Source organism: Campylobacter sp. 2014D-0258, assembly GCF_008000495.1.
GTDB classification, from domain to species: domain Bacteria; phylum Campylobacterota; class Campylobacteria; order Campylobacterales; family Campylobacteraceae; genus Campylobacter_D; species Campylobacter_D jejuni.
In genome coordinates this window covers 35,120-56,954 of record NZ_VOAR01000015.1, presented here as the reverse complement: position 1 = coordinate 56,954, position 21,835 = coordinate 35,120, and the positions used below count along the sequence as shown (strand labels likewise).

The 21,835-nt window shown below is 29.9% G+C and carries 20 protein-coding genes and 2 pseudogenes; 14 read left to right on the top strand and 8 right to left on the bottom strand.

Going from position 1 to position 21,835, the window contains the following annotated elements; genetic code table 11:
- Positions 1-31: 31 nt before the first annotated feature.
- Positions 32-304 (bottom strand): 30S ribosomal protein S15, encoded by a 273-nt coding sequence (rpsO, locus tag SR62_RS02320; RefSeq protein ID WP_002852579.1) that lies wholly within the window; start codon positions 302-304, stop codon positions 32-34.
- A gap of 174 nt (positions 305-478) precedes the next feature.
- On the opposite strand from rpsO, the gene SR62_RS02315 reads away from it, so the two are divergent.
- The 5 genes from SR62_RS02315 to SR62_RS02295 are packed head-to-tail and all read left to right on the top strand — an operon-like array spanning position 479 to position 4,960.
- Positions 479-889 carry an Rrf2 family transcriptional regulator gene (locus tag SR62_RS02315; protein ID WP_002852609.1) on the top strand — a complete coding sequence of 137 codons (411 nt, stop codon included), beginning with the start codon at positions 479-481 and terminating at the stop codon, positions 887-889.
- Entirely contained in the window at positions 876-3,050 is a 2,175-nt protein-coding gene (gene flhA / locus SR62_RS02310) for a flagellar biosynthesis protein FlhA (protein ID WP_002890378.1), read from the top strand. Before SR62_RS02315 ends, flhA begins: the two co-directional genes overlap by 14 nt.
- A gap of 8 nt (positions 3,051-3,058) precedes the next feature.
- Positions 3,059-4,105 (top strand): DHH family phosphoesterase, encoded by a 1,047-nt coding sequence (locus tag SR62_RS02305; protein WP_002893313.1) that lies wholly within the window; start codon positions 3,059-3,061, stop codon positions 4,103-4,105.
- Positions 4,089-4,331: a hypothetical protein gene (locus SR62_RS02300; protein ID WP_002852415.1), complete on the top strand. Its 243-nt coding sequence runs from the start codon at positions 4,089-4,091 to the stop codon at positions 4,329-4,331. Before SR62_RS02305 ends, SR62_RS02300 begins: the two co-directional genes overlap by 17 nt.
- Complete coding sequence (locus SR62_RS02295) at positions 4,328-4,960, top strand: hypothetical protein (protein ID WP_002893311.1); 633 nt, start codon at positions 4,328-4,330, stop codon at positions 4,958-4,960. Before SR62_RS02300 ends, SR62_RS02295 begins: the two co-directional genes overlap by 4 nt.
- On the opposite strand, the gene SR62_RS09135 is transcribed toward SR62_RS02295, so the two are convergent.
- Entirely contained in the window at positions 4,948-5,088 is a 141-nt protein-coding gene (locus tag SR62_RS09135) for a hypothetical protein (RefSeq protein WP_002852524.1), read from the bottom strand. The genes SR62_RS02295 and SR62_RS09135 overlap by 13 nt on opposite strands.
- Before the next feature lie 376 nt (positions 5,089-5,464).
- Here SR62_RS09135 and SR62_RS09305 point away from each other — a divergent pair, with 376 nt between their 5' ends.
- Together SR62_RS09305 and SR62_RS09300 are read left to right on the top strand one after the other, a co-directional pair.
- The gene (locus tag SR62_RS09305; protein WP_240380719.1) at positions 5,465-5,653 is read left to right on the top strand and encodes a hypothetical protein; all 189 of its coding nucleotides are present in this window, start codon (positions 5,465-5,467) and stop codon (positions 5,651-5,653) included.
- Between the two features lie 39 nt (positions 5,654-5,692).
- The gene (locus SR62_RS09300) at positions 5,693-6,283 is read left to right on the top strand and encodes a c-type cytochrome (protein ID WP_349824319.1); all 591 of its coding nucleotides are present in this window, start codon (positions 5,693-5,695) and stop codon (positions 6,281-6,283) included.
- Between the two features lie 33 nt (positions 6,284-6,316).
- On the opposite strand, the gene SR62_RS02275 is transcribed toward SR62_RS09300, so the two are convergent.
- The 4 genes and pseudogenes from SR62_RS02275 to SR62_RS02260 all read right to left on the bottom strand — a co-directional run bounded on the left by SR62_RS02275 (position 6,317) and on the right by SR62_RS02260 (position 10,462).
- On the bottom strand, positions 6,317-6,958 hold the full coding sequence (locus SR62_RS02275; protein WP_070306579.1) for a thiol:disulfide interchange protein DsbA/DsbL: 642 nt from the start codon (positions 6,956-6,958) through the stop codon (positions 6,317-6,319).
- Positions 6,959-7,043: 85 nt separating this feature from the next.
- Positions 7,044-8,906: pseudogene (locus tag SR62_RS02270) on the bottom strand (aryl-sulfate sulfotransferase).
- 87 nt (positions 8,907-8,993) lie between these two features.
- The gene (gene dsbI, locus SR62_RS02265) at positions 8,994-9,803 is read right to left on the bottom strand and encodes a protein-disulfide oxidoreductase DsbI (RefSeq protein ID WP_147502248.1); all 810 of its coding nucleotides are present in this window, start codon (positions 9,801-9,803) and stop codon (positions 8,994-8,996) included.
- Positions 9,800-10,462: a thiol:disulfide interchange protein DsbA/DsbL gene (locus tag SR62_RS02260; RefSeq protein WP_147502247.1), complete on the bottom strand. Its 663-nt coding sequence runs from the start codon at positions 10,460-10,462 to the stop codon at positions 9,800-9,802. The genes dsbI and SR62_RS02260 overlap by 4 nt, the downstream gene beginning before the upstream one ends.
- Before the next feature lie 629 nt (positions 10,463-11,091).
- Here SR62_RS02260 and SR62_RS02255 point away from each other — a divergent pair.
- The 7 genes and pseudogenes from SR62_RS02255 (at position 11,092) to SR62_RS02225 (ending at position 20,071) form a co-directional block, all read left to right on the top strand.
- Positions 11,092-12,156, top strand: coding sequence for a tyrosine-type recombinase/integrase (locus SR62_RS02255; protein ID WP_002892554.1), 1,065 nt, complete (start codon positions 11,092-11,094; stop codon positions 12,154-12,156).
- Entirely contained in the window at positions 12,146-13,930 is a 1,785-nt protein-coding gene (locus SR62_RS02250) for a bifunctional chorismate-binding protein/class IV aminotransferase (protein WP_002892553.1), read from the top strand. The genes SR62_RS02255 and SR62_RS02250 overlap by 11 nt, the downstream gene beginning before the upstream one ends.
- Positions 13,927-14,493: an anthranilate synthase component II gene (locus tag SR62_RS02245; protein ID WP_002871815.1), complete on the top strand. Its 567-nt coding sequence runs from the start codon at positions 13,927-13,929 to the stop codon at positions 14,491-14,493. The genes SR62_RS02250 and SR62_RS02245 overlap by 4 nt, the downstream gene beginning before the upstream one ends.
- Positions 14,494-14,608: 115 nt before the next feature.
- A pseudogene (locus SR62_RS02240) lies at positions 14,609-14,943 on the top strand (hypothetical protein).
- A gap of 142 nt (positions 14,944-15,085) precedes the next feature.
- Positions 15,086-17,494: an autotransporter domain-containing protein gene (locus SR62_RS02235; protein ID WP_002892551.1), complete on the top strand. Its 2,409-nt coding sequence runs from the start codon at positions 15,086-15,088 to the stop codon at positions 17,492-17,494.
- 163 nt (positions 17,495-17,657) lie between these two features.
- Positions 17,658-18,914 carry a UDP-N-acetylglucosamine 1-carboxyvinyltransferase gene (gene murA, locus SR62_RS02230; protein WP_002892550.1) on the top strand — a complete coding sequence of 419 codons (1,257 nt, stop codon included), beginning with the start codon at positions 17,658-17,660 and terminating at the stop codon, positions 18,912-18,914.
- Positions 18,911-20,071 (top strand): molybdopterin molybdotransferase MoeA, encoded by a 1,161-nt coding sequence (locus SR62_RS02225; RefSeq protein WP_002892549.1) that lies wholly within the window; start codon positions 18,911-18,913, stop codon positions 20,069-20,071. Before murA ends, SR62_RS02225 begins: the two co-directional genes overlap by 4 nt.
- A gap of 21 nt (positions 20,072-20,092) precedes the next feature.
- Here the strand turns inward: SR62_RS02225 and lepB are convergent, their stop codons facing one another.
- Both lepB and folD read right to left on the bottom strand, forming a co-directional pair.
- Complete coding sequence (lepB, locus tag SR62_RS02220; protein ID WP_002892548.1) at positions 20,093-20,941, bottom strand: signal peptidase I; 849 nt, start codon at positions 20,939-20,941, stop codon at positions 20,093-20,095.
- A gap of 9 nt (positions 20,942-20,950) precedes the next feature.
- Positions 20,951-21,799 (bottom strand): bifunctional methylenetetrahydrofolate dehydrogenase/methenyltetrahydrofolate cyclohydrolase FolD, encoded by an 849-nt coding sequence (gene folD, locus SR62_RS02215; RefSeq protein WP_002892547.1) that lies wholly within the window; start codon positions 21,797-21,799, stop codon positions 20,951-20,953.
- Positions 21,800-21,835 lie beyond the last annotated feature (36 nt).

Here is a 21,835-nt window from a genome sequence, read left to right as displayed (position 1 = left end):
AAGATAAAAGCCCCATAAAAAGGGCTTAAAATTATTTATCTCTAAGATTTAATTCGGTAATTAACTTACTATAAGAATTATAATCTTTTCTTTTAAGATAAGATAAAAGTCTTTTTCTTTGACCTACAAGTTTTAAAAGTCCTAATCTTGATGAAAAGTCTTTTTTGTAGATTTTTAAATGTTCTGTAAGTTCTGCAATTCTTGCAGTTAAAAGAGCTACTTGAACTTCTGTTGAACCAGTATCACCTGGTTTTTTAGCGAATTTCGCAACTATTTCTGCTTTTTTGGCCGAATCCAAAGCCATGATAGACCTCCTGATTGGTAAAATAATAAAATTAAAGAACTATAATTTTACCTTAAAAAGCAAAAAATAAACTGAATTTATCTTTTTTAGAAGGTTTTGTTAAAATTTAAGTCTTTTTCTAAGAATTATTTATTATAATTACAGCTATTTCTGTAGTTATAATAAGGAGAATCTGTGCTATTTACCAAAGCTAGCGAATACGCTTTACTTTCTTTAATTTATATTTCTCAAAAAGAAACACCTCAAGATGTAGATTCTTTAGCTTTAGAGCTTGATATTCCTAAAAGTTTTTTAGCTAAAATTTTACAAACTTTAGCTAAAGATGGCTTGTTAAAATCCTTTAAAGGGGCAAAAGGCGGTTTTGTTTTAATCAAAGAACCAAGTCAATATACTATAAAAGAAATTGTTAATAGTGCTGAAAAAAAGGATATCAGTGTATTTGAATGCAGTGGTGGCACTTGTCCAAATAATAAAGAAGAAAATTGCACCTTAATGCCTATGTTAGTAAATTTACAAAATAAAGTAGATGAATTTTTAGATTCTATTACTTTAGAAGATATTATGAAAAATAATGGCAAAAAATAAAATAGTCGATTTAGTTTTTCCTTTCTTGGGGCCTTTAATCGCTCCTGTTTTAAAAGCTAAAAGCTTGACTATTGTTGGTTTTTTAGTTTGTATTTTAGCTATTATTATAGTTCCTTTACCAAGTCCTATTTTGGACTTTTTCTTGGCTTTAAGTATAGCTTTATCGGTATTAATTATTTTAATTTCTATTTATATACCCAAACCGACAGATTTAACAACTTTTCCAACTTTAATCTTGATTATCACTTTATTTAGGCTTTCATTAAATATAGCTACCACAAGGATGATTTTAAGCGAAGGGCAAAACGGCCCTGAAGCTGTGAGTGAGATTATAGCAGCATTTGGAGAATTTGTTGTTGGTGGAAATATGGTCATTGGCGTGATTGTATTTTGTATTTTAGTATTGATTAATTTCATGGTTGTAACAAAAGGTAGTACAAGGGTTTCTGAAGTACAAGCAAGATTTACACTTGATGCGATGCCGGGTAAACAAATGGCTATTGATGCGGATTTAAATGCAGGACTTATTGATGAACAAACCGCTAGAGCAAGACGTCAAGAAGTTATTGCTGAGGCAAACTTCTATGGTGCAATGGATGGTTCTTCTAAATTTATCAAAGGAGATGCTGTTGCAGGAATTATCATAACTATTATAAATATCATAGGTGGTTTTTTAATAGGATCTTTTCAGCACGATATGGCTTTAAGCGATGCTGCTTCTACCTATACTATTTTAACCATAGGTGATGGACTTGTATCTCAAATTCCAGGGCTTATTACTTCTACTGCAACCGCTATAATTATCACTCGTGCAAGCAAAGATGAGGAAAATTTTGCAGAAGGAACTTTAACTCAACTTTTAAGCGAATATCGCACGCTTTTAATAGTAGGTTTTGTACTTTTTATCTTTGCGTTAGTGCCTGGTTTGCCAACTTTATCCTTGGGCTTTATGGCTTTAGTATTTTTAAGCCTTGGCTATCTTACCAAGCAGGTTAAGGAAGGTAAAATTGATATAACTACAGTTAAAAAAAGCAAACCAAGTGCCGCAGCTGCATCTCAAAGTGGAGCAGGTGGGACAACGGCAGCGCCTGCTAAGAAAAGCGAAGAAGAAATTCTCAAAGAAGAAGAGTACAAGATTAACGATATACTCAAAGTTGAAATTTTAGAACTTGAACTTGGATACGGACTTATTAAGCTTGCTGAAAACGAACTTACAGAAAGAATTCGCTCAATGAGAAGAAGTATTGCTGAAAGTTTAGGATTTTTAATGCCAAAAATAAGAATAAGAGATAATTTAAGACTTAAACCAAATGAGTATAGTTTTAAACTCAAGGGCGTGTCTATAGCAAGTGCTGAAATTTATCCGGATAAATATTTAGCCATGGATAGTGGTTTTATCACAGAAGAGATAGAAGGGATTGCTACAAAAGAACCCGCTTTTAACTCTGATGCACTTTGGATTGATGCGAATTTAAAAGATGAAGCAACATTAAATGGCTATATAGTAATAGATCCTGCAAGTGTTATTTCAACACATATGAGCGAACTTATCAAAGCGCACGCAAGCGAACTTCTCACACGCCAAGAGGTACAAAATCTTCTTGATAAGGTTAAAAATGATTATCCAATCATCGTAGAAGGTGCTTTAGGTGTTGCACCTGTAAGTCTTATTCAAAAAATTCTCAAAGACTTGCTTAAGCATCACATACCAATTAAAGATATGCTTACTATTTTAGAATCTGTAAGCGATATAGCAGAAGTAAGCAAGAGTTTTGATATGATTATTGAACATGTAAGGGCGTCCTTAGCTAGGATGATTACAAATATGTATTTAGATGATAAAGGAAATTTGGATATTTTTATCTTAGACTCTGCTAGTTCTGCGGTTTTAATGGAAAATGTACAATTTAGAGATGGAAGTTATCACTTGCCTTTAAGTGTAGCTCAAACAGGTACTTTAGTAGATACTCTAAGGGCTGAAGTTGCCGCAGTAGCAAATGGTCGTATCAAGCCTTTTATACTTTGCGTTGAACCGCAGCTTAGAAAATTCATTGCTGATATTTGTTATAATTTTAGCATTAATATAGTAGTGTTAAGTTTTGCAGAAATTGCAGAAAATACAAATTTTAATACCGAGGGTATTATTAGGATAGAACTTTAAGGAATATAATGAAAATTTATCATCTTTCACATACAGATCTTGATGGCTATGCTTGTCAATTTATAGTAAATTTTTATTTTAAAAATGTGAAATTTTATAATTCTAATTATGGTAAAGAAATTAATGAAAATTTTAACTCTATTATAGGCGATATAGAAAAAGATGAAAATTTCGGAAAAGCTATTATTCTAATAACAGATTTAAATTTAAATTTAAATCAATGTGAAGAATTTGAAAAAATTTGCAAAGAGAAAAATATTAAAATTTTTCTTCTTGATCATCATCAAAGTGGCGAAGAATGTGCTCAAAAATATTCTTGGTATTTACTTGATTCTAAAAGATGTGCAACTAAAATCGTTTATGATTTTTTCTCTAAAATCTGCACTCCTGTTTTAGAACTTTCAAAATTTGTTGATGTGGTTAATGCTGTTGATATTTGGCTAAGCGAGGATGAAAATTTTGAACTTGGAAAGGTTTTTTTAGGCTTGATTGCCAATGCAAAAGAAATAAATCGCGTGATGTTTAAAGAATCTCAAATCGATTATATGTTTTTCTTGCTTGATAAGGCTTGGAAATTTATAGGAAAAGAAAATGCGAATATTTTACTCGATAATGCTACTCATTTTATAAAAAAGGATTATTTTGCCAGAAAAAATGATGATACTCTTTCTAATTTAATTTCTTATTTTGTAGTTGAAAAACTAAGTGAGCTAAAAGAAAATTTCAGCATAGAATATGAAGGCCATAAAGGCATCTTAACTTCAAATATAGGCAATACTTCTGTTATTGGAAATGATTTTTTAGTAAAAAATCCTGATTATGACTTTTTTATTGATGTTAGTTCTAGAAAAACCTTAAGTTTTCGTGCAAATGGAAAAATAGATGTAAGTTTAATGGCTAAAAATTTAGTAGGTGGTGGCGGACATAAAAATGCTAGTGGTGGACTTTTTGCGACATTTAAAGATGGAGCAAATTATAATTATATTAAGGCTCAAATTATTGATTTAATTAAAAGCAAAGAACTTAAAAAGGAAAACAATGAATCAAAACAATAATAAAACCTTAAAAAATGAATTAGAAGATTTACAATATGAGCTTAGCATAGTTTTAGAAGCTATGCTTTTATACGCTGGAGTTAAAAGAGAAAAATTAGAAAATGCAATAGAAGCTTATATTGATAATATAGATAATGTACTCGAAAATTCCAACAAAGAAGGGGTTGATGAAATTTTAGAAGTGGTGGAATTTCTAAAAAATAAATACAAAGATTTTTTTCAATGAAAAAGTGTATTTTAATTTTTTTTAGTTTATATTCTTTAAGTTTTGCTAATATTTATGAAAAATTAAATGATTTTGCTTATGAAAAAAAACCAAATAAAGATTTTAAGATTCAAGAAGTTAAATTAGTGCAATTTTCACAAGAAAATAAAGATTGCCTTGAACTTTTAATAGAAGCTGGTCAAGTTAGAATTTTAAATAGCTATAATTCTTGTCAAAAATTATCTAAAGATGAAAGTTTTCAAAAATTTCTTAATGAAGATTTTTTAAAACTTTATAAAAATAATGGATATTTGATTAATGAAAATTTACAAAATTTGAAAAATACCATGCAGGATATTATGATATATTATAAACTCCGATATTCTTTTAGTAAAGATGTAAAAGATATGAGTAAAAATAAGAATTTGGATATTTTAAATATAGATGAAAAAGATGGTGGCACTTTACTTTACAAAATCAACAATCAAGCTTGCGTTGGAATAGAACTTACAAGACATAACTCAAGAATGGCTATGAAAATATACGGGATAGAAAATTTGGATAAAGAGTGCAAACTATTTATCCAATCACCTTCTTTTAAAGATCTTTCCTACACAAAAAAGGATTTTAAGTGGTATTATTTAGAATAAATAAATGCTTTAATTTTTAAATAAAAATTTTTAAAAACCACACTTAAAGTAAAAGTATCTTGCCTTCCAAGATTTTGAAAAACGCAGTTGTCTAAGTCTTTTTTTTCTTGAATGCTTAAATTTTTCATTAACCCAACCTTTAAAAATATTGCAAGATTTTATTATAGCGAAAAAACTTTATTTTTGCTTTAAATATATAAGTTCTATTTTAAATATAAACGAATATTATTTTAAGGTTTAAAGCTTTTTTCTTAAAATGTAATTAGGTTTTATTGACTTTTTCTAAATAAAGTCTTATACTGAATTTAAATTACGCAAAATAAGGAGGAAAATTGATGAATAAATTTTCTATAATTTTAACTTTGTTGTTATGTGAAAGTTGTGCTTTAGCCTTAGATCCAAATTTGGAAAAAAACTAAGAGTGCAACAGGTATTGATCTGCCTACTGCCAAATGGAATTTACCTAAGGAATTAAATGAAGATGGCACTATAGATGAAACTAAAATGCCAAAAAATTCAGAATATAGCAAAATGGTTATTTTGGGAAATAAAATTCTTAATGAAACAAGCAAGTATGTGGGTCCACAAGCCAAAGATCCTAAAAAAAGATTTGCGGGAAATAATCTTTCTTGTTCAAGCTGTCATGCTAATGGTGGAAGTGTGCAAAATCAATCGGGTTTTGTAGGAATTTAGGCAAGATTTCCACAATATAATGCAAGAGGAAATAAAGTAATTACCTTAGCAGATAGGATTAATGGCTGTTTTGAACGCTCTATGAATGACAAAAGAATGCCTAGTGATACACCTGAAATGAAAGCTATGCTAACTTATATGCAATGGTTATCTCAAGGAGTTCCAGTAGGAGCTAAGATAGAAGGACAGGGACTTAAGAAGATAGATTTCATCTTAAGAGCAGCTGATCCTAAAAAAGGTAAGGCAATTTATATGGATAAATGTGCCGTTTGTCATCAAGAAAATGGATTAGGGCTTAAAAATGAGGATAGCACAGGGGCGTATTATCTTTATCCACCACTTTGGGGTGATGATAGTTATAATACAGGAGCTGGAATGTATCGTCTTATCAAAGCTGCTTCTTATATTAAAGAAAATATGCCTCAAGGTGCGCCTGACTTAAGTCTTGAAGATGCTTATGATGTAGCAGCTTACATGAATTCACAAGCTCGCCCTATTAAAGCAAATAGAGATAAAGACTTTCCAGATAGAAAAGTTAAGCCTTTAGATATGGATGTAGAACCTTATGATGATAGCTTTTCTACAACCCAACATCGCTATGGACCTTATACAAATATGATCAAAAAATAATTTTAAGGCAATTTTTATTGCCTTAAAAATTTATTATTTCATATTGCTTAATTTTTTAACTAGATCTTCTAAATCTTGCATTGAATTGATTGCGCTTGGGTTAATTTGATATTTTCCATTAACAACAAAAGCAGGGGTGCCATAGGTTTTAGCTATATCATTAGCTCTTTGAAACTCGCTTAAAATTTCTTTAGCTTTTGGGGTATTTAAAAAATTTAATACTTCATTTTTATTTACATTCATAGCCTTTAAACCTATGTCGTAAAATTCATCTAAATTTGAAAAATTTCTTTGCTTGTTTAAAAAATAAGAAACAAAATAAACATCAGCAAGTTTATGAGATAAACTATCAGAATAACTCGCATCTTTACCATTTTGCTCATCTTTGTATTGAGCAAAGGCAAAAAGCTCATTCATTTCTTTGGAAAATCCCCCATTCATTAAACTTACAGGATAGAGTTTAAAATGTAAATTTGGAAAAGCTTCTCTCAGTTTTTCAAGAGTTCCAAATTTATGATGATTATAACAATGTATACATTTATAAGAAAATGCTTCTATTACACTATTTTCAGAGTTGGGTAAACTTGGATTAAGAGTAATAAAACTATTATTTGCTAATGCAAAACTTGAATAAAATACAAGAGCTAAAACAAATTTGCAAAAAAATTTACGCATATTATATCCTTGGTTAAATAAAATTTTCAAAGATAATTTTATTTAAAAAAAATAAATAAGCCCAAATTTATTTTTGGGCTTATTGTTATTTTTTAGGATTGAATGCTTGATCAACACTAAAAGGCATTGCTTGATAACCCGTGCCTGAACCGCTAAATTGAATTTGAACCGAAGGCTCCTTAGCACCCCAGTTAAATTCATCAATTTCAGGTTTTGGTTCCCCAAGACTTACACCTTTGCTAAGATCAAAAGCCATTCCAGCTGTTGCGCTATAAACCATAATAGAATCTTTATCTGGTTCATATTGAGTTAGAGAAGTTACAGGAGAAAACCATTCATTTCCACGATTTTTACCATATTCCCAAATTTGCTCCACAGTTTTATTTTGCTGATCGATTTTATAAATTACAGCACGAGAATATTTTTGACTTGCAAACGCAGGTTGTTCAGCTCCTCTTGCATCACCATTATCAAAAACACTTATATAAATATAACGCTTGTTTGATTTACTATCAATTCTCCAGCCTGTATGTTGCGTCCAAGTGAAATCAAATCCACCATTTTCATTTTCATAACCTGGGCATTTGCTATAATCATCATCGCAAACATTTTTTTTGCCATTTTTATCTACAGGTTGCAATAAATATTTTTGAAATTCTTTATTCCATCCTTTATGTGCCCCTAAAATCCATTTTATTTTTTTATCACGACCAATTTTAACAACAGCACTTTGATGGCGACTAGAAATAATAATACTATCATCACTTGGATCATAATCAACACTATTTACATGAGCCCAATTCCTACCTATACCTGTACCTGCTATATCTCCAAATTTGTCGCTTTCATCCATTTTGACAAGCTCTTCATCGCTTAAAGTTTTACCCGCTTTGCTTGCATCTATATTTAAACACACTGCACCTTGATCTAAAGCTTTGATAATGGTACTTCTATAAGGATCTAAAATCTCATACAATCTCTAATCATCAACAACATTACCATTCTCATCTACTTCTACAATAGTATCACGCACTGTGCGTACATGCTTACCATCTGGACGCAAAGTATTTGCTGAAGCTACTCTTAATAAATAATGCCCATTTTGCATATTGTCCATAGCATGAGAAAAATCTATATAGGCAGCAGGTAATTTGCGATTGAAAATTTCTCTTCCTAAGATATCGTATTTTACATATCTTTGACCAAATCCCTAAGTTAAAGCTCCATCTTTGTTTTGATGAAAACCCATCATAATTCCACGATTGTAAATATTATCCCAGTTCATTAGTTTATCGTTATCAAAATACCATCTGATTTCACCCTTAGTATCTATGATAAAGACATTTGAATTTTCATCCCATTCCATAGCACCACCTACAGGATTATTCCATACAGATTGTGAGCCTTTGCCAGATTGTTTTCCAGGAGCATTATTTACTAAATATAACCTATCTGAAAATTTTGGATCCATTTTTAATACTTTCACATTTTCAAAAGGAGTTCCTCTTTGATCAGTACTTCCACTTGGTTCTATGCTAACCCCTGGAGTTGTAATTTTATAAATCTCATCAATGACTTTTTGACTTTTACCATTTGCAGTTTTAGTATAGCTTACCTTTACTGTATTTAAATAAGAAGGATAAAGTCCAAAAATAGGAATTCCACCATAAGTCTTAGCCATTTTAGAATTCACATTATAAGAGATAGTTTGGCCATTTGGTTTAGGAATAATGGTTACTTTTATATCACTTAAGACATAACCATTATCCATAATAATAGCGGTCAAAGGAGACAATCCATAAGGATTCATTTTAATCGCACCTATTTGTCCTTGAATTTGCCAATCTATTTTCACTCCACTAGGACCACCCATGGCCATTAAAGCATTAGGTGCAAGTAGGGTAAAACCCGCCAAAAGTGCCATGCAAAGAGTTTTGCTAAGTCTCATGATCAATCCTTTAAAATTATTTAAGCCATCCTAAGATAGCTTAATAAAATTTTAATAATACACAACAAAAATAATTTGTTGCGTATTTTAAGAGTATCTTAAAACAACTTGATTTAAATGATTTAAACTAGCTATATTTTGATTTGGATTTTTTGGTTCGCCTATAAATTTAAGCACCAAAACCAAAATAACAATCGCCAATGCAAAAATTTTAGCATTAGATTTATTTTTATCTAAAACATAGGCTATAAACATTGCAAAAAGTACAATAAAACAACATAAAAATGCTATAAGACAGCAAATTGCCATATTCATAAACTTTAAACTAGGAATCAAATACCAACCATTGCTATAAAGCCCATTTTCAAAATCAGGTGGAGTTCCTATAAAAAATTTTTGAAAAGCATTGAGATGATTATAAGCATTTTCTGGAACTACAGGGGTATCCATCCCACATTTTCCTGTTGGCAAAAACCAACTAGGAGCCCACTCATGCAAAGGTAAATTAAATGGATAAATAGGAATTTCACGACATCCATCTACACCTGCAAAAGGATTTTCAGAATGAACCACTTCATGAATATGATTTAAAGTTAGACAATGCTCCAAGCCAAGCCAAATTCCATAAAAAGCTAAACTATAAGAAAAAATTTTTATAATATTATTTGCAGGGTTGATTAATGCAATCATACCGCCTATAGCCATAACAAGCATATCAAATCTTATATACACACATTGTTCGCAAGGTTCCATAAAAAGATATTCTTGAAATAAAAAATGTGCTATACAAGTAAGCCCTATAGCAACTATAATCAAAATTAACCAAGGTTCACGCGTATCTTGCCATTTGGAAAGTGAAAAATTTCTGCAATTATCTTTCATTTTTATACAACTCATTTTTGCTTGCTAAGTTCTTTAGTAATTTCAATCAAAGCCTCTGGAGAGTTGATTGCACTTGGAATGATTTGATACTTTCTATTAACAACAAAAGCAGGGGTGCCATAATTTTGCGAAATAGGATTGGCAATTTCATAACTTTTTAAAAGCTCTGCAGCCTCTGGAGTTTTTAAGAAATTTTCCAAATCAGCCTTACTCACATTCATTGCTTTTAAACCGACACTATAAAAAGCTTCAGGATTTTTACCATTTTCCCATCTTTGTTTTTTCTTAAAATATGCATTAAAATAAGCTTCAGCAACTTTATGAGTTAAGCTATTTTTATCCGTAGGATCAATTTTATTTACACCATCCTTAAATGCCGCAAAAGCAAAAATTTCATTAGCTTGCCTTCCATAATCTCCCATAGAACTTACAGGATAAAATTTGTAAGTTAAATTAGGTAATTTTTCTTTAACTTTACCCATGGTATTAAATTTGTGATGATCATAACAATGAGTACAGCGATAAGAAAAAATTTCAATCAATGAATTATCAGCATTAGCAATAGGATTTTTAAGAATTACATATTCTTTACCTTCACTTAATGCACTAGCACTTATACCTGCTAAAAAAGCACATACAACAATAGATCTTGCTAATTTTACTGGAAATTTCATTACCTTCTCCTTGAAATTTGGTTTTGATAAAACTTTTTATTAAGTTTTTATGTAATAACCATTATAAAACTATTAAAATAAAAATATTCTTAAAAAATTTTATAACTAAGAATATTTACTTTAACTAAAAATCAAGAATAGGGGATTAAAAAATTTAATGCACAAGTTATCATTTTTATGTATATTTTGATAATAATATAAAATAATTTAATTTTTAAATATTCTTTATAGTTTTCAAGAAAAGTAAAATATAATTTTAATTTACAAAATAAAATTATCAATTTTTTACATTATATTTTATGGATAAGTTTATTTCACTCAAAAGGTAAAATCATAAAAGTATGTAAAAATAGTAGCTTAATCTATATCAAAGTAGAATAATCTAGGTGTATATAAAAAAGTTTGAAAATTACAGTTTTCAATACAAAATTATAAATTTTACATATTTTTACCTTTTATCATATCTTTTTATGATTGATATAAGATTTATTTAATAAAAATATTTCAATCTTTTTGCCTTGCATATAAAAACAAACTTTTTCCTAAAAAAGCTTTTTTTTACTAAGTTAATACTAAAATACCTTTTATAGTTAAAAAGCTAAAAATTTTAGATTTTAGGAAAAGTTTTTATGAAATACCCTTTAGATTGTGAAGAAAATTTTGAAAAATCATTCTTATTTTGGCTAGCAAAATATGTAAAATTTAAACTCAATTCGCTATCTAACAAAGAGCTAAAAAATCCACAAGCTTTAGCAGAAGTTAATTTTGCTCTTACAAAAGGTGTAAAAAATATTGATGAACTTGATGCTCTAGCAAAAAAAGCAAGAAATGCTGGTTTAAGTGGAGTTAATACTTATTTTAACCCCTTAAAAAAAGTATTTGAATATTTAAATTTTTACAAGCTTTATTCTTTAAAACAGATTGATGAAGAACTCATTGTAGAAGTTTTGGCAAGTATAACAGGTGCTTTATCAGATGCAAGTAAAAAAAATTACCGTATTGCTGTGATTAATTTTTTTGATTTTTTAGACAAGCAAAATGAAGAAGATGAAAAAGCACATATTTTCGATATCAATCTTAAAAACTGGGCAGGTATAGCGGGTTCTAAAGGGGTAAAATTACCTGAATTTATGAGTGAAGAAGAACTTAAAAAATTTCTTGATGCTATTGAAAATGCAGATTTTAGAAACAATACTATACGCAATAAACTTATTATTAAAATCATCATTTTTACAGGCATACGGGTAAGCGAAGCTATCAATATCAAAATGGGTGATATTAGCGAAGAAAACGATCTTTATATCATAAGAATAAGAGCTAAAGGCAATAAATATCGTGTTGTAATGATAAAAAAAGAACTTATTTACGATTTGCTTAAAAATGTAAGTATTAATTATATGAGTAAAGACGCCCTACTTTTTGTCAATAAAAAAGGCACTCCACTGACTCAATCTTATGTCAGTCGCATAGTAGAACAGCTTTTATTTCGTGCAGGAATTCGCAAGCAAAAAAATGGTGCTCACATGTTGCGTCATACTTTTGCCACCCTACTTTATAAAAAGCAAAAAGATTTAGTTTTAGTTCAAGAAGCTTTAGGGCATGCAAGTTTAAACACTTCAAGAATTTACACTCATTTTGATAATGATAAATTAAAACTTGCCGCACAGGTTGCAAAGGAATTAAGTGACTCTTGAAAACTATGCTATTTTTGGTAAATATTTTTACTATGATTTAAAACATACTTTAAAAGCCTTTAACCACAAAGAAAGTAAAAAATGCTTTAAATTTATAGAAAAATATAAAAATGATTTTTATATTTTAATGCTTGCTGATTATGAGCTATATAGATATTTTCAAGATGAAAATTTCACAAGTAAAAAAGCTTGTTTGTCCGTTTTTACTTTTAAAAAAAGAAAAAAATTTCAAAAAGAAGATATTGATGAAGAAAAATTTATTCCTGAATTTATAAATTTTTTAGATCAAGATAATTACAAAGAAAATTTCATCAAGGTTAAAGAGGCAATCTCCAAAGGAAGAGTTTATCAAATCAATCTCACTCAAAATTTTAAATTTCATAGCAAAATGGATTCTTTTGAACTTTTTAAACTTTTGCTTTCTAGACAAGATACTGAATTTAAAGCTTTTATAAAAGATGAAACAAGAGAAATTTTGTCCTTCTCTCCTGAACTTTTCTTCAAGACCAAAAAAAGAAAAATATTTACAAAACCTATGAAAGGCACAATTAAGCGTGATAAAGATCCTATAAAAGATGAAGAAAATAAAATTTTCTTGCAAAATGATACAAAAAATCTAAGTGAAAATGTTATGATTTGCGATCTTTTACGCAACGATCTTTCAAAAATCATCACAAAAAAAAGCTTAAAAACCAAACTTTTTGAAATTCAAAGTCACCCTACTTTACATCAAATGACTTCAAGCGTACAAGGAAAACTTAAAAAAAATATTTCTTTATATCAAATTTTTAAAGCTCTCTTTCCTTGCGGTTCTATTACAGGTGCTCCAAAGCTTGAAAGCATTAAATTTATTGAAGAATTAGAACAAAGAGATCGTGGTATTTATTGCGGAACTATAGGTTTAATACACAAAAATAAAAATAAATTTAGCGTAGCCATACGCACCTTAGAAAAACAAGATGAAATTTATACTTATAGCACGGGTAGTGGCTTGGTTTGGGACTCAAAATTCAAAGATGAATTTGAAGAATTAAAACTTAAAAGCGCGATCTTAAATCCTTGTGATTTTCATCTTTTTGAAACCATGTATTTTAAAAATTCTCAAATTTTATTTTTAAAAGAACATTTATTAAGGCTTATAAATTCAGCTCTTAAATTTAATTTTAATACTCACAAGCTCTTTAAAGATTTTTATAATATTTTAAACCAAAAAAGTTCTTATAAAGAATATCAAAATTTTACACTTTTTAAACTCGATGAGAAAATTTTCCACAAAAAACATTCTTTATTTTATAATTTTCCCCTACCCTTTAAAAATCCACATAAAGAAGGAATTTTAAAGCTTATTTTATACAAAGACGGAAGATACGAATTTCAACAAAGTGCCTCAAAACAAAATTCAAACGATATTTTGCTTTTAAGTGATGATAAAATTAACTCAAAAAGTGACAATCTCTATCACAAAAGCTCTTTGCGTACTTTTTATAATCAACACTCATACAAATGGCAGCAAAACTTGTGTTATGACATAGCTTTTTTTAACGAAAAAGATGAACTTTGCGAAGGCTCAAGAACCAATCTCATCTTAGAAAAAAACGCTCAATTTTATACTCCACAAATTCAAAGTGGTATGTTAAATGGCGTATATAGAAATTTCTTAGTCAATCTTGGTTTGATAAAAGAAAAAGCATTATTTAAACAAGATTTATTTGAAGCAGAAAATATTTATTGCATTAATTCCGTGCGTGGTTTAAAAAAGGTAAAATTACAATGAAGAAAATTTTATTTATAGATAATTATGATTCTTTTAGTTATACCATCATCTATTATCTTAAAGAACTTGGTTTTGAATGTAAAGTGATAAAAAATGATGCCTTTAAAAAAGCCAAAGAATTAGAAAAATTTGATTTTACTCATCTTATCATCTCTCCTGGGCCTCATTCTCCTAAGGAATCTAAATTAAGCTTAAAAGCAATCAAATATTTTAAAAAAAATAAAAAAATTTTAGGTATATGTTTAGGGCATCAGTGTATAGCTGAAATTTTTGGCGGTAGGGTTTCTAAAATGCAAAATCCCATGCATGGTAAAATTTCTAAACTTTATTTTAAAAAAGATCCTATTTTTAAAGGTATTAAAAAAGAAATTGAAATTTGTTTATATCATTCTTTACATATTAGCTCTATGCCTAAAAAATGCAAAATTTTAGCTCATAATTCAGAAAATATTATTATGGCAATTAAACATAAAAAATATCCTATTTATGGATTGCAATTTCACCCTGAAGCGGTTTTAACTCAAAAAGGTAAAAAAATACTTAAAAACTTTATGAAACTTTAGTCTTTTTTGCATTTAAAATATAAATATGAAAATCTAAAATAAAATATCCTTAAAATAATTATCATTAATATAAATTTAACCGATAATAATATAAATTAATTTAAAAAGATTTAAGATGAAAATAGATACTTTGACAAAAAATTTTAGCAATTATCAAACACAAATAAACAAAAACAATGATTTAGCAAGTAATGTTCATAGTGACAATGTGGTTAAAATTCAAATTTTTCAGATGAAGCAAGAAATTTAAGTCAAGCAAATTCAAAAAATGAAAAAGAATATGAAATCAAAATAAGTCAAGAAAAAATAGAAAACCACAAAGACCAAAATTCCATTCAAAGTAGCAAAGGTGGCGTAAATCCCGCATTAGAGGCTTTAATAGCAAAATTAGCTGAAATTTTAGCTAAAATTGCAAAACTTACTCAAAAAATGACAAACACCGACAAATAAATGTTTATTTTATATGAATAAACCTTGTTTTTCTTTTAATAATATGATATTATACGATTGCAAATTTAAATTTTACAAAGGAGTTTATTTATGAGACATCATAAATCAATCATGCTTTCTGCAATCGCAGCAAGTTTTATAGTTGCCCACGGGGGGGGGGCTTTATGCGCAAGATATCAATAACGATACTAAGCTAACGCAAAATAAAGACAATAAGAGTCATTACACCTATGAATTTAGCACAGGTGATGTTGTTAAAACAGAACTTGGCAAAACTAAACTTACAAATGATGAAAATAGAATCAAACATCTTACTATAAAAGCAGGAAAAGATCAAAGTGGTGGATTAGAATTTAAAGGAGCTACTAGTCAAGAAGCATCTTTGGGTAATGGCTATAGTTTTGATCTTACGGCAGACAGCTTAAAATTTACAGGAGATGCTATAGGTGATGCAAATATTATTGCCACTAATGGCGCAAGCACTATCAATGCTAAAAATGGCGTAGAATTAAACAAAGGACATATACAAGTAGGTAATGGAACTTTCTTTAATCAAAGCTTTAATGGCTCTTTAACCATCAATGGAGATTTAAAACTTACTGATAGTAGTGTTACAAACTTTGGACAAGCTAATTTTAATGTTAATGGAAAAGTAAGTGCTCAAAAAACAACATTTGAAGCTGAAGCATTGGATTTAAGTCGTGTAACTAGCAATGGTTTTTATATCATGAGTGCTACTAAGGGTTTTGAAAATGCAGCAAGTTCAGATAAAAGCTTTACAGATGTTAGCAGTGGTAACAAAGGAGCTTTAGTTTTTCACAATCCATTAGTAAATATTTCTTCTAATCTTATGAATCAAGATTACGCAGGTGGAGTAGGCACTATAACTAATTTTGATCAAATTGCACCAACAACCGATCTAAGCAGTCTTTATGCAACAGAACTTGTTCAAAAAGGCAATAGTCTTTATGTAAATGGAAATCTTGCTACCACCAGAGGCAATAGAGTTGATTTTGATGCATTAAACACAGCTATCAAAGCAGAATTTACAAAGCAAAAAACAGCTTTAGAAGCTCTTTACAAAAATGAAAAAGGATCTGAAACTGGAACTTTTGCAACAAATAAAAAAGCAGTTAATGATCAAATAACTGAATACAATAGAAAAGATGGTACTATTGAAACATCTCAAAAAGCTGTTGATACCGCTAAAACTCAACTTGATGAAGCCAATAAAAAAGGTGAACAAGAAGCAATTAAAACAGCTCAAAAAGCTTATGATGCAGCTGTAAAAAAACTTGAAGACGATAAAAAAACTCTAAGCGAACTTAACAACCGTTTAGCAGAATACAATGCACTTATCGAAGACATTAAAAACAAAACAGCCAATCTAAATGATAAAATCAATAATGCCAAATTCGACATCAGAGCAGGACAAAAAGGACAAATTTTTGCTTCTTTAGCTGAATCTAATGTAGGTGGTAAATTAGCTGGAACAGCTGATTATATCTTTGCTAATGGTAAAGTAATCAACGATGTAGAAAGAGCAGCGCAATCAAATGCAGGAAATTCAGCTCTAAATGCTCCTATTGGTGCTATCAATATGTCAAACGATATGGCTATATCAAATCGTTTAGCTAAATTTAGCAATCCTTATTCAACTGTAAATGTAGCTTCTTTAGAAGGCTTAAAATTTGCAGCAGGAAATGGAATCGCTAGCGATTCTCAATACGCTTATGGAGCAAGAAGCTATGATAATAATGTATGGGCAAATGTAATCGGTGGTGCCAATATCATCGATAGTAAAAGCGGTGCTTTATATGGTGTAAGCGTGGGTTATGATCGCTTAGTAGGTGAAGATACTATTCTTGGTGCTTATTTAACTTATGCTGATTCAAAAATTAAAACTAGCATGGTAAATCAAGAAAGTGATAATTTGCAACTTGGTTTATACTCAAGAACACTTTATGGAAATAGCGAATTTGACTTTAAAGGCTATGCACAATTTGGCTGGACTGATCAAGATAGATTTATAGCTGGAACGGTCAATTCATCTGATTTTACTAGAAAATTCTTAGGTGCTAGTGGAACTTATGGTTATGTATTTGATATGGGAAATGATTTTTATATTAAACCTTTAGCAGGGCTTAATCTTTATTATTCTTTTACACCTGATTACAATGAAAATGGTGCATACGCTCAACATGTTCAATCACAATCTAGTTTTGACACTAGTATAGAAGCAGGTGCTGAATTTAGAAAATATCTATCAAAAGAAAGCTATATTTATGCTACACCAAAAATCGAGCAATATATAATCACTTCAGGAGATGATTACACAGCTAGATTTTTAGGAAGCCCTACTTCATTTACTATCAATGGAAGTGATAAGAAAAAAACTTATGGCTCATTTATAGTTGGTGGAGATGTTAATATAAAAAATCAATGGGCATTTACTTTCTCAGCAGGTGTTAAACATCTTTTAAGTGGTAAAGTAAATGACGAAAGCGAAACTTATTTAAGTGGAAACATCGGACTTAAATACCAATTCTAATCCTATAAAGTAGAATTCTCCTAGCAAAGCCATTATGGCTTTGCGTCCTAAACAAAATATTATCAAAACATATATCTAAGAATTATAAAATCGAGATCAATAAACTTTTGCAAAGCTTAAAAAGTGTATAATATTCTAAAAAATTTAAAATCAAGGCTGTTTTATGACTTATCTAGAAATCGAAGGCACAAATCATTTAAGCGGAAATGTTGCAATAAGCGGGGCAAAAAATGCCGCCCTACCCTTGATCGTTTCAAGCATACTTGCTAAAAACGAAGTAAAAATCAACAATGTTCCTAATGTTGCTGATATAAAAACTCTTATATCTTTGCTAGAAAATTTAGGAGCTAAAGTCAATTTTCAAAATAATAGTGCTTTATTAAACACAAACATCCTTAATCAAACCATAGCCAAATATGACATTGTACGCAAAATGCGTGCTTCCATACTTACCCTAGGGCCTTTACTTGCTCGTTTTGGGCATTGTGAAGTATCTTTGCCTGGAGGATGTGCTATAGGACAAAGGCCTATTGATTTACATCTTTTAGCCTTAGAAAAAATGGGGGCAAATATACAAATCAAGCAAGGCTATGTTGTAGCTAGCGGAAATTTAAAAGGCAATGAAATTCTTTTTGATAAAATCACGGTTACAGGTAGTGAAAACATCATCATGGCAGCGGCTTTAGCTAAGGGCAAAACCAAACTCTTAAATGTTGCAAAAGAACCCGAAGTTGTTCAACTTTGCGAAGTTTTAAAAGACGCAGGACTTGAAATCAAAGGCATAGGTACAGATGAGCTTGAAATTTATGGCACTGATGGAGAACTTTTAGAATTTAAAGAATTTAGTGTTATACCTGATAGAATTGAAGCAGGAACTTATCTTTGTGCTGGAGCCATTACAAATTCTAAAATCACTTTAGATAAAGTTAATGCTTCACATTTAAACGCAGTTTTAGCAAAACTTCATCAAATGGGTTTTGAAACTTTGAATACAGAAAATAGTATCACTCTACTTCCTGCTAAAGAAATTAAACCCATAGAAATCATGACAAGCGAATATCCAGGCTTTCCAACCGATATGCAAGCACAGTTTATGGCGCTAGCTTTAAAGGCTAATGGAACTAGCATTATCGATGAAAGACTATTTGAAAATCGTTTTATGCATGTAAGTGAACTTTTAAGAATGGGTGCAGATATTAAGCTAAATGGTCATATTGCTACTATAGTAGGCGGAAAAGAACTTAATGCTGCTGATGTTATGGCTACAGATTTGCGTGCTTCTTCAGCACTTATCCTAGCAGCTCTTGCAGCTAAAGGTACAAGCAAAGTACATAGAATTTATCATCTTGATAGGGGTTATGAAAATTTGGAAGAAAAATTTAAAAGTTTAGGTGTGAAAATCGCAAGGCTTGAAGAATGAAAAATATCTTTGAAACCTTAAAAGACTTAGAGGATCAAATTTCATATTTAGATGAAAGTGAGCTTATTAACCTTGAAAAAGCAAAAGATAGAATTTTAGCTAAAGATTTATACGCTAGAAAAAATCTACCTAGTTTTGACAATGCTGCTCTTGATGGCTATGCTTTTAATTATACTGATATCAATGAGGCTTTGGAGATTAAAGGGACTATTTTCACAGGAGATAAAAATTTTTATACAATTGCTAAAAATGAATGCTATAAAATTATGACAGGGGCTAAAATGCCCAAAAATGCTGATACTATCTTAATGCTAGAAGATGAGTATATAGAAGAAAATAAACTCATCATTAAAAAAGCCCCTAAACAATACAATGCCTATCGCTACAAAGGCGAAGAATTAAAAAAAGGCGAACTTTTGCTTCAAAAAGGCACTAAACTTAATGATAAACATATCGCCCTACTTGCTTCTCAAGGGCTTTATAAAATAGAAGTCATAAGAAAAATTCGCATAGGAATTTTTTCAAGCGGAAATGAGCTTAAAGAACCTTGGCAAGAATGCGATGAAGAAAGTATTTATAATGCCAATGCTTTACCTTTGCTAACCATGTTTCAAAATGCTTCTTATTTAGGTATTATCAAAGATGATTTTAAAAGCACTAAAGAGGCTTTAGAAAATACAAATTTTGATCTTTTAATCACTTCAGGAGGTGCAAGTGTTGGCGAGGCTGATTTTATGGAAAAAGCTTTAGATGAATTAGGCTTTACTCCGCTTTTTAAAGGACTAAAAGCACGCCCTGCAAGACCTACTAAGCTTTATAGAAAAGGTGAAAATTTCGTATTGATTTTACCAGGAAATCCTATGGCAGCTTATCTTTCTTGTTTTATTTTTGCTAAAAAAATTGTTGCTTTATTAAGCGGAAATTTAGAAAATGCTTTAAAATTTCATGCCACAATGGGTATGGATTTAAAGCTTAAAAGTGGAAGAAATAATCTCATCTTAGGAAATTTAGAAAAAGATATTTTTACACCATTTAATGAAAATAAATTTGGCTCTGGTATGATACTTCCACTTGTTAAAAGTGAGTTTTTACTTATAAGTGAAGAAAATACAAGTGAATTAAAAAAAGGTGATGAAGTCACGCTTTTAAAAATATAATGTTTGTGTTTTTCACAAACATTAGCTTAATTTATCCTCATCATCATGATCATGGATATATTGCTCATCATTTTCTAAGGTATCAACAAAACGCCCTATCCTTTCCCAGCGAACATTTTTATCTTTATCCCAAGAGAAATATACAAACCAAGGTTTACCTACTATCAATCTATAGGGAACAGAACCCCAAAAACGACTATCATAAGAATAATCACGATTATCGCCCATCATGAAATACTCATTTTCAGGTACATCAAAAACATAAGCATTTCCGCCGCTAAAACCTATATGATTTCCAAGTTCTTTAATATAAGTTGGAGACATAGCAAAATCACCTATACTAAGAAAGCGTAAAATATCACTTTCTATATCTTTTTTTGGATCATAATGAATACCTTTTTGTTTATAAGGTTCTTTTACATAAATTTGCCCTCCAAGAGTAACAAGATCATTCGGATAATGTTCTCTCATAAAAGCATCGCCTTCATGCATTCTTACATAAAGTGTTTTATTTGCATAAACTATCCTATCTCCTCCTGTACCTACACAACGCTTTACAAAGTGTTCTTTTTCATTTCTAGGATTTCTAAAAACAACTATATCTCCTCTTTGTGGCCCTTGTGCTTTTATCAAATGTCCATCTTTATTAAAATCTGGCAAAACAGGAATTTCCAACCAAGGAATATGAGGAGTTGGGATACCATAGCTAAATTTTTTAACAAATAAAAAATCCCCCACTAATAAGGTGTTTTTCATAGAACCAGAAGGAATAACAAAAGCTTGTATAAAGAAAAAAATCACCAAAAGAACAATAACTACAGTTCCAGTCCAAGATTGTGAAAATTTATATAATTTCTTTAAAATTTCCATAGATTTTCCTTAATTAAGTCTATTTTTAGCAGATTTAACTGTGTTTTCTAAAAGCATAGCTATAGTCATAGGACCTACTCCACCTGGAACAGGAGTTATATAACTAGATTTTTTAGATACCTCTTCAAAATCCACATCTCCAACTATCTTTCCACTTTCAAGACGATTAATTCCAACATCAACAACAATTACTCCTTCTTTTACCATATCCGATCGAAGTAAATTCACATAACCTGCTGCTACTATAATCAAATCAGCTTGCCTAGTATAAAGGCTCAAATCTTTGGTTTTAATATGACAAACGCTTACTGTAGCTCCAGCATTTAAAAGCATAGTAGCCATAGGACGACCTACTATATTTGAAGCACCTATAATAACAGCGTCTTTTCCTTCTAAATCAATTTTATAAGCCTTTAAAAGCTTCATAACTCCAAGTGGAGTACAAGGCAAAAACCCACTTTCTAAGCCCAAATTTAAATATCCTACATTAATAGGATGAAAGCCATCAACATCTTTACTACTTATAATGCTTTCAAGTATTAAATCTTTACAAATATGATCAGGTAAAGGAAGCTGAACCAAAATTCCATGAACACTATCATCGTGATTCAAGGTATTAATCAATGCCAAAAGTTCATTTTGTGTAGTATTTTCATTAAGATGATAAACTAAAGATTTAATTCCACATTCTTCACAGGCTTTGGCTTTAGATTTTACATAAGTTTGACTTGCAGGATTATCTCCAACCAAAATAACAGCTAAACAACTTTCAATCCCTTTACTTTTCAAAAATTGATTTTTTTCTTTTAATTCTTCTTTGATTTTTGCACTTAAAGCTTTACCATCAAGCAAAGTCATTATTTTCCTTCTGTAAATTTAATCACTTTTTTAAAG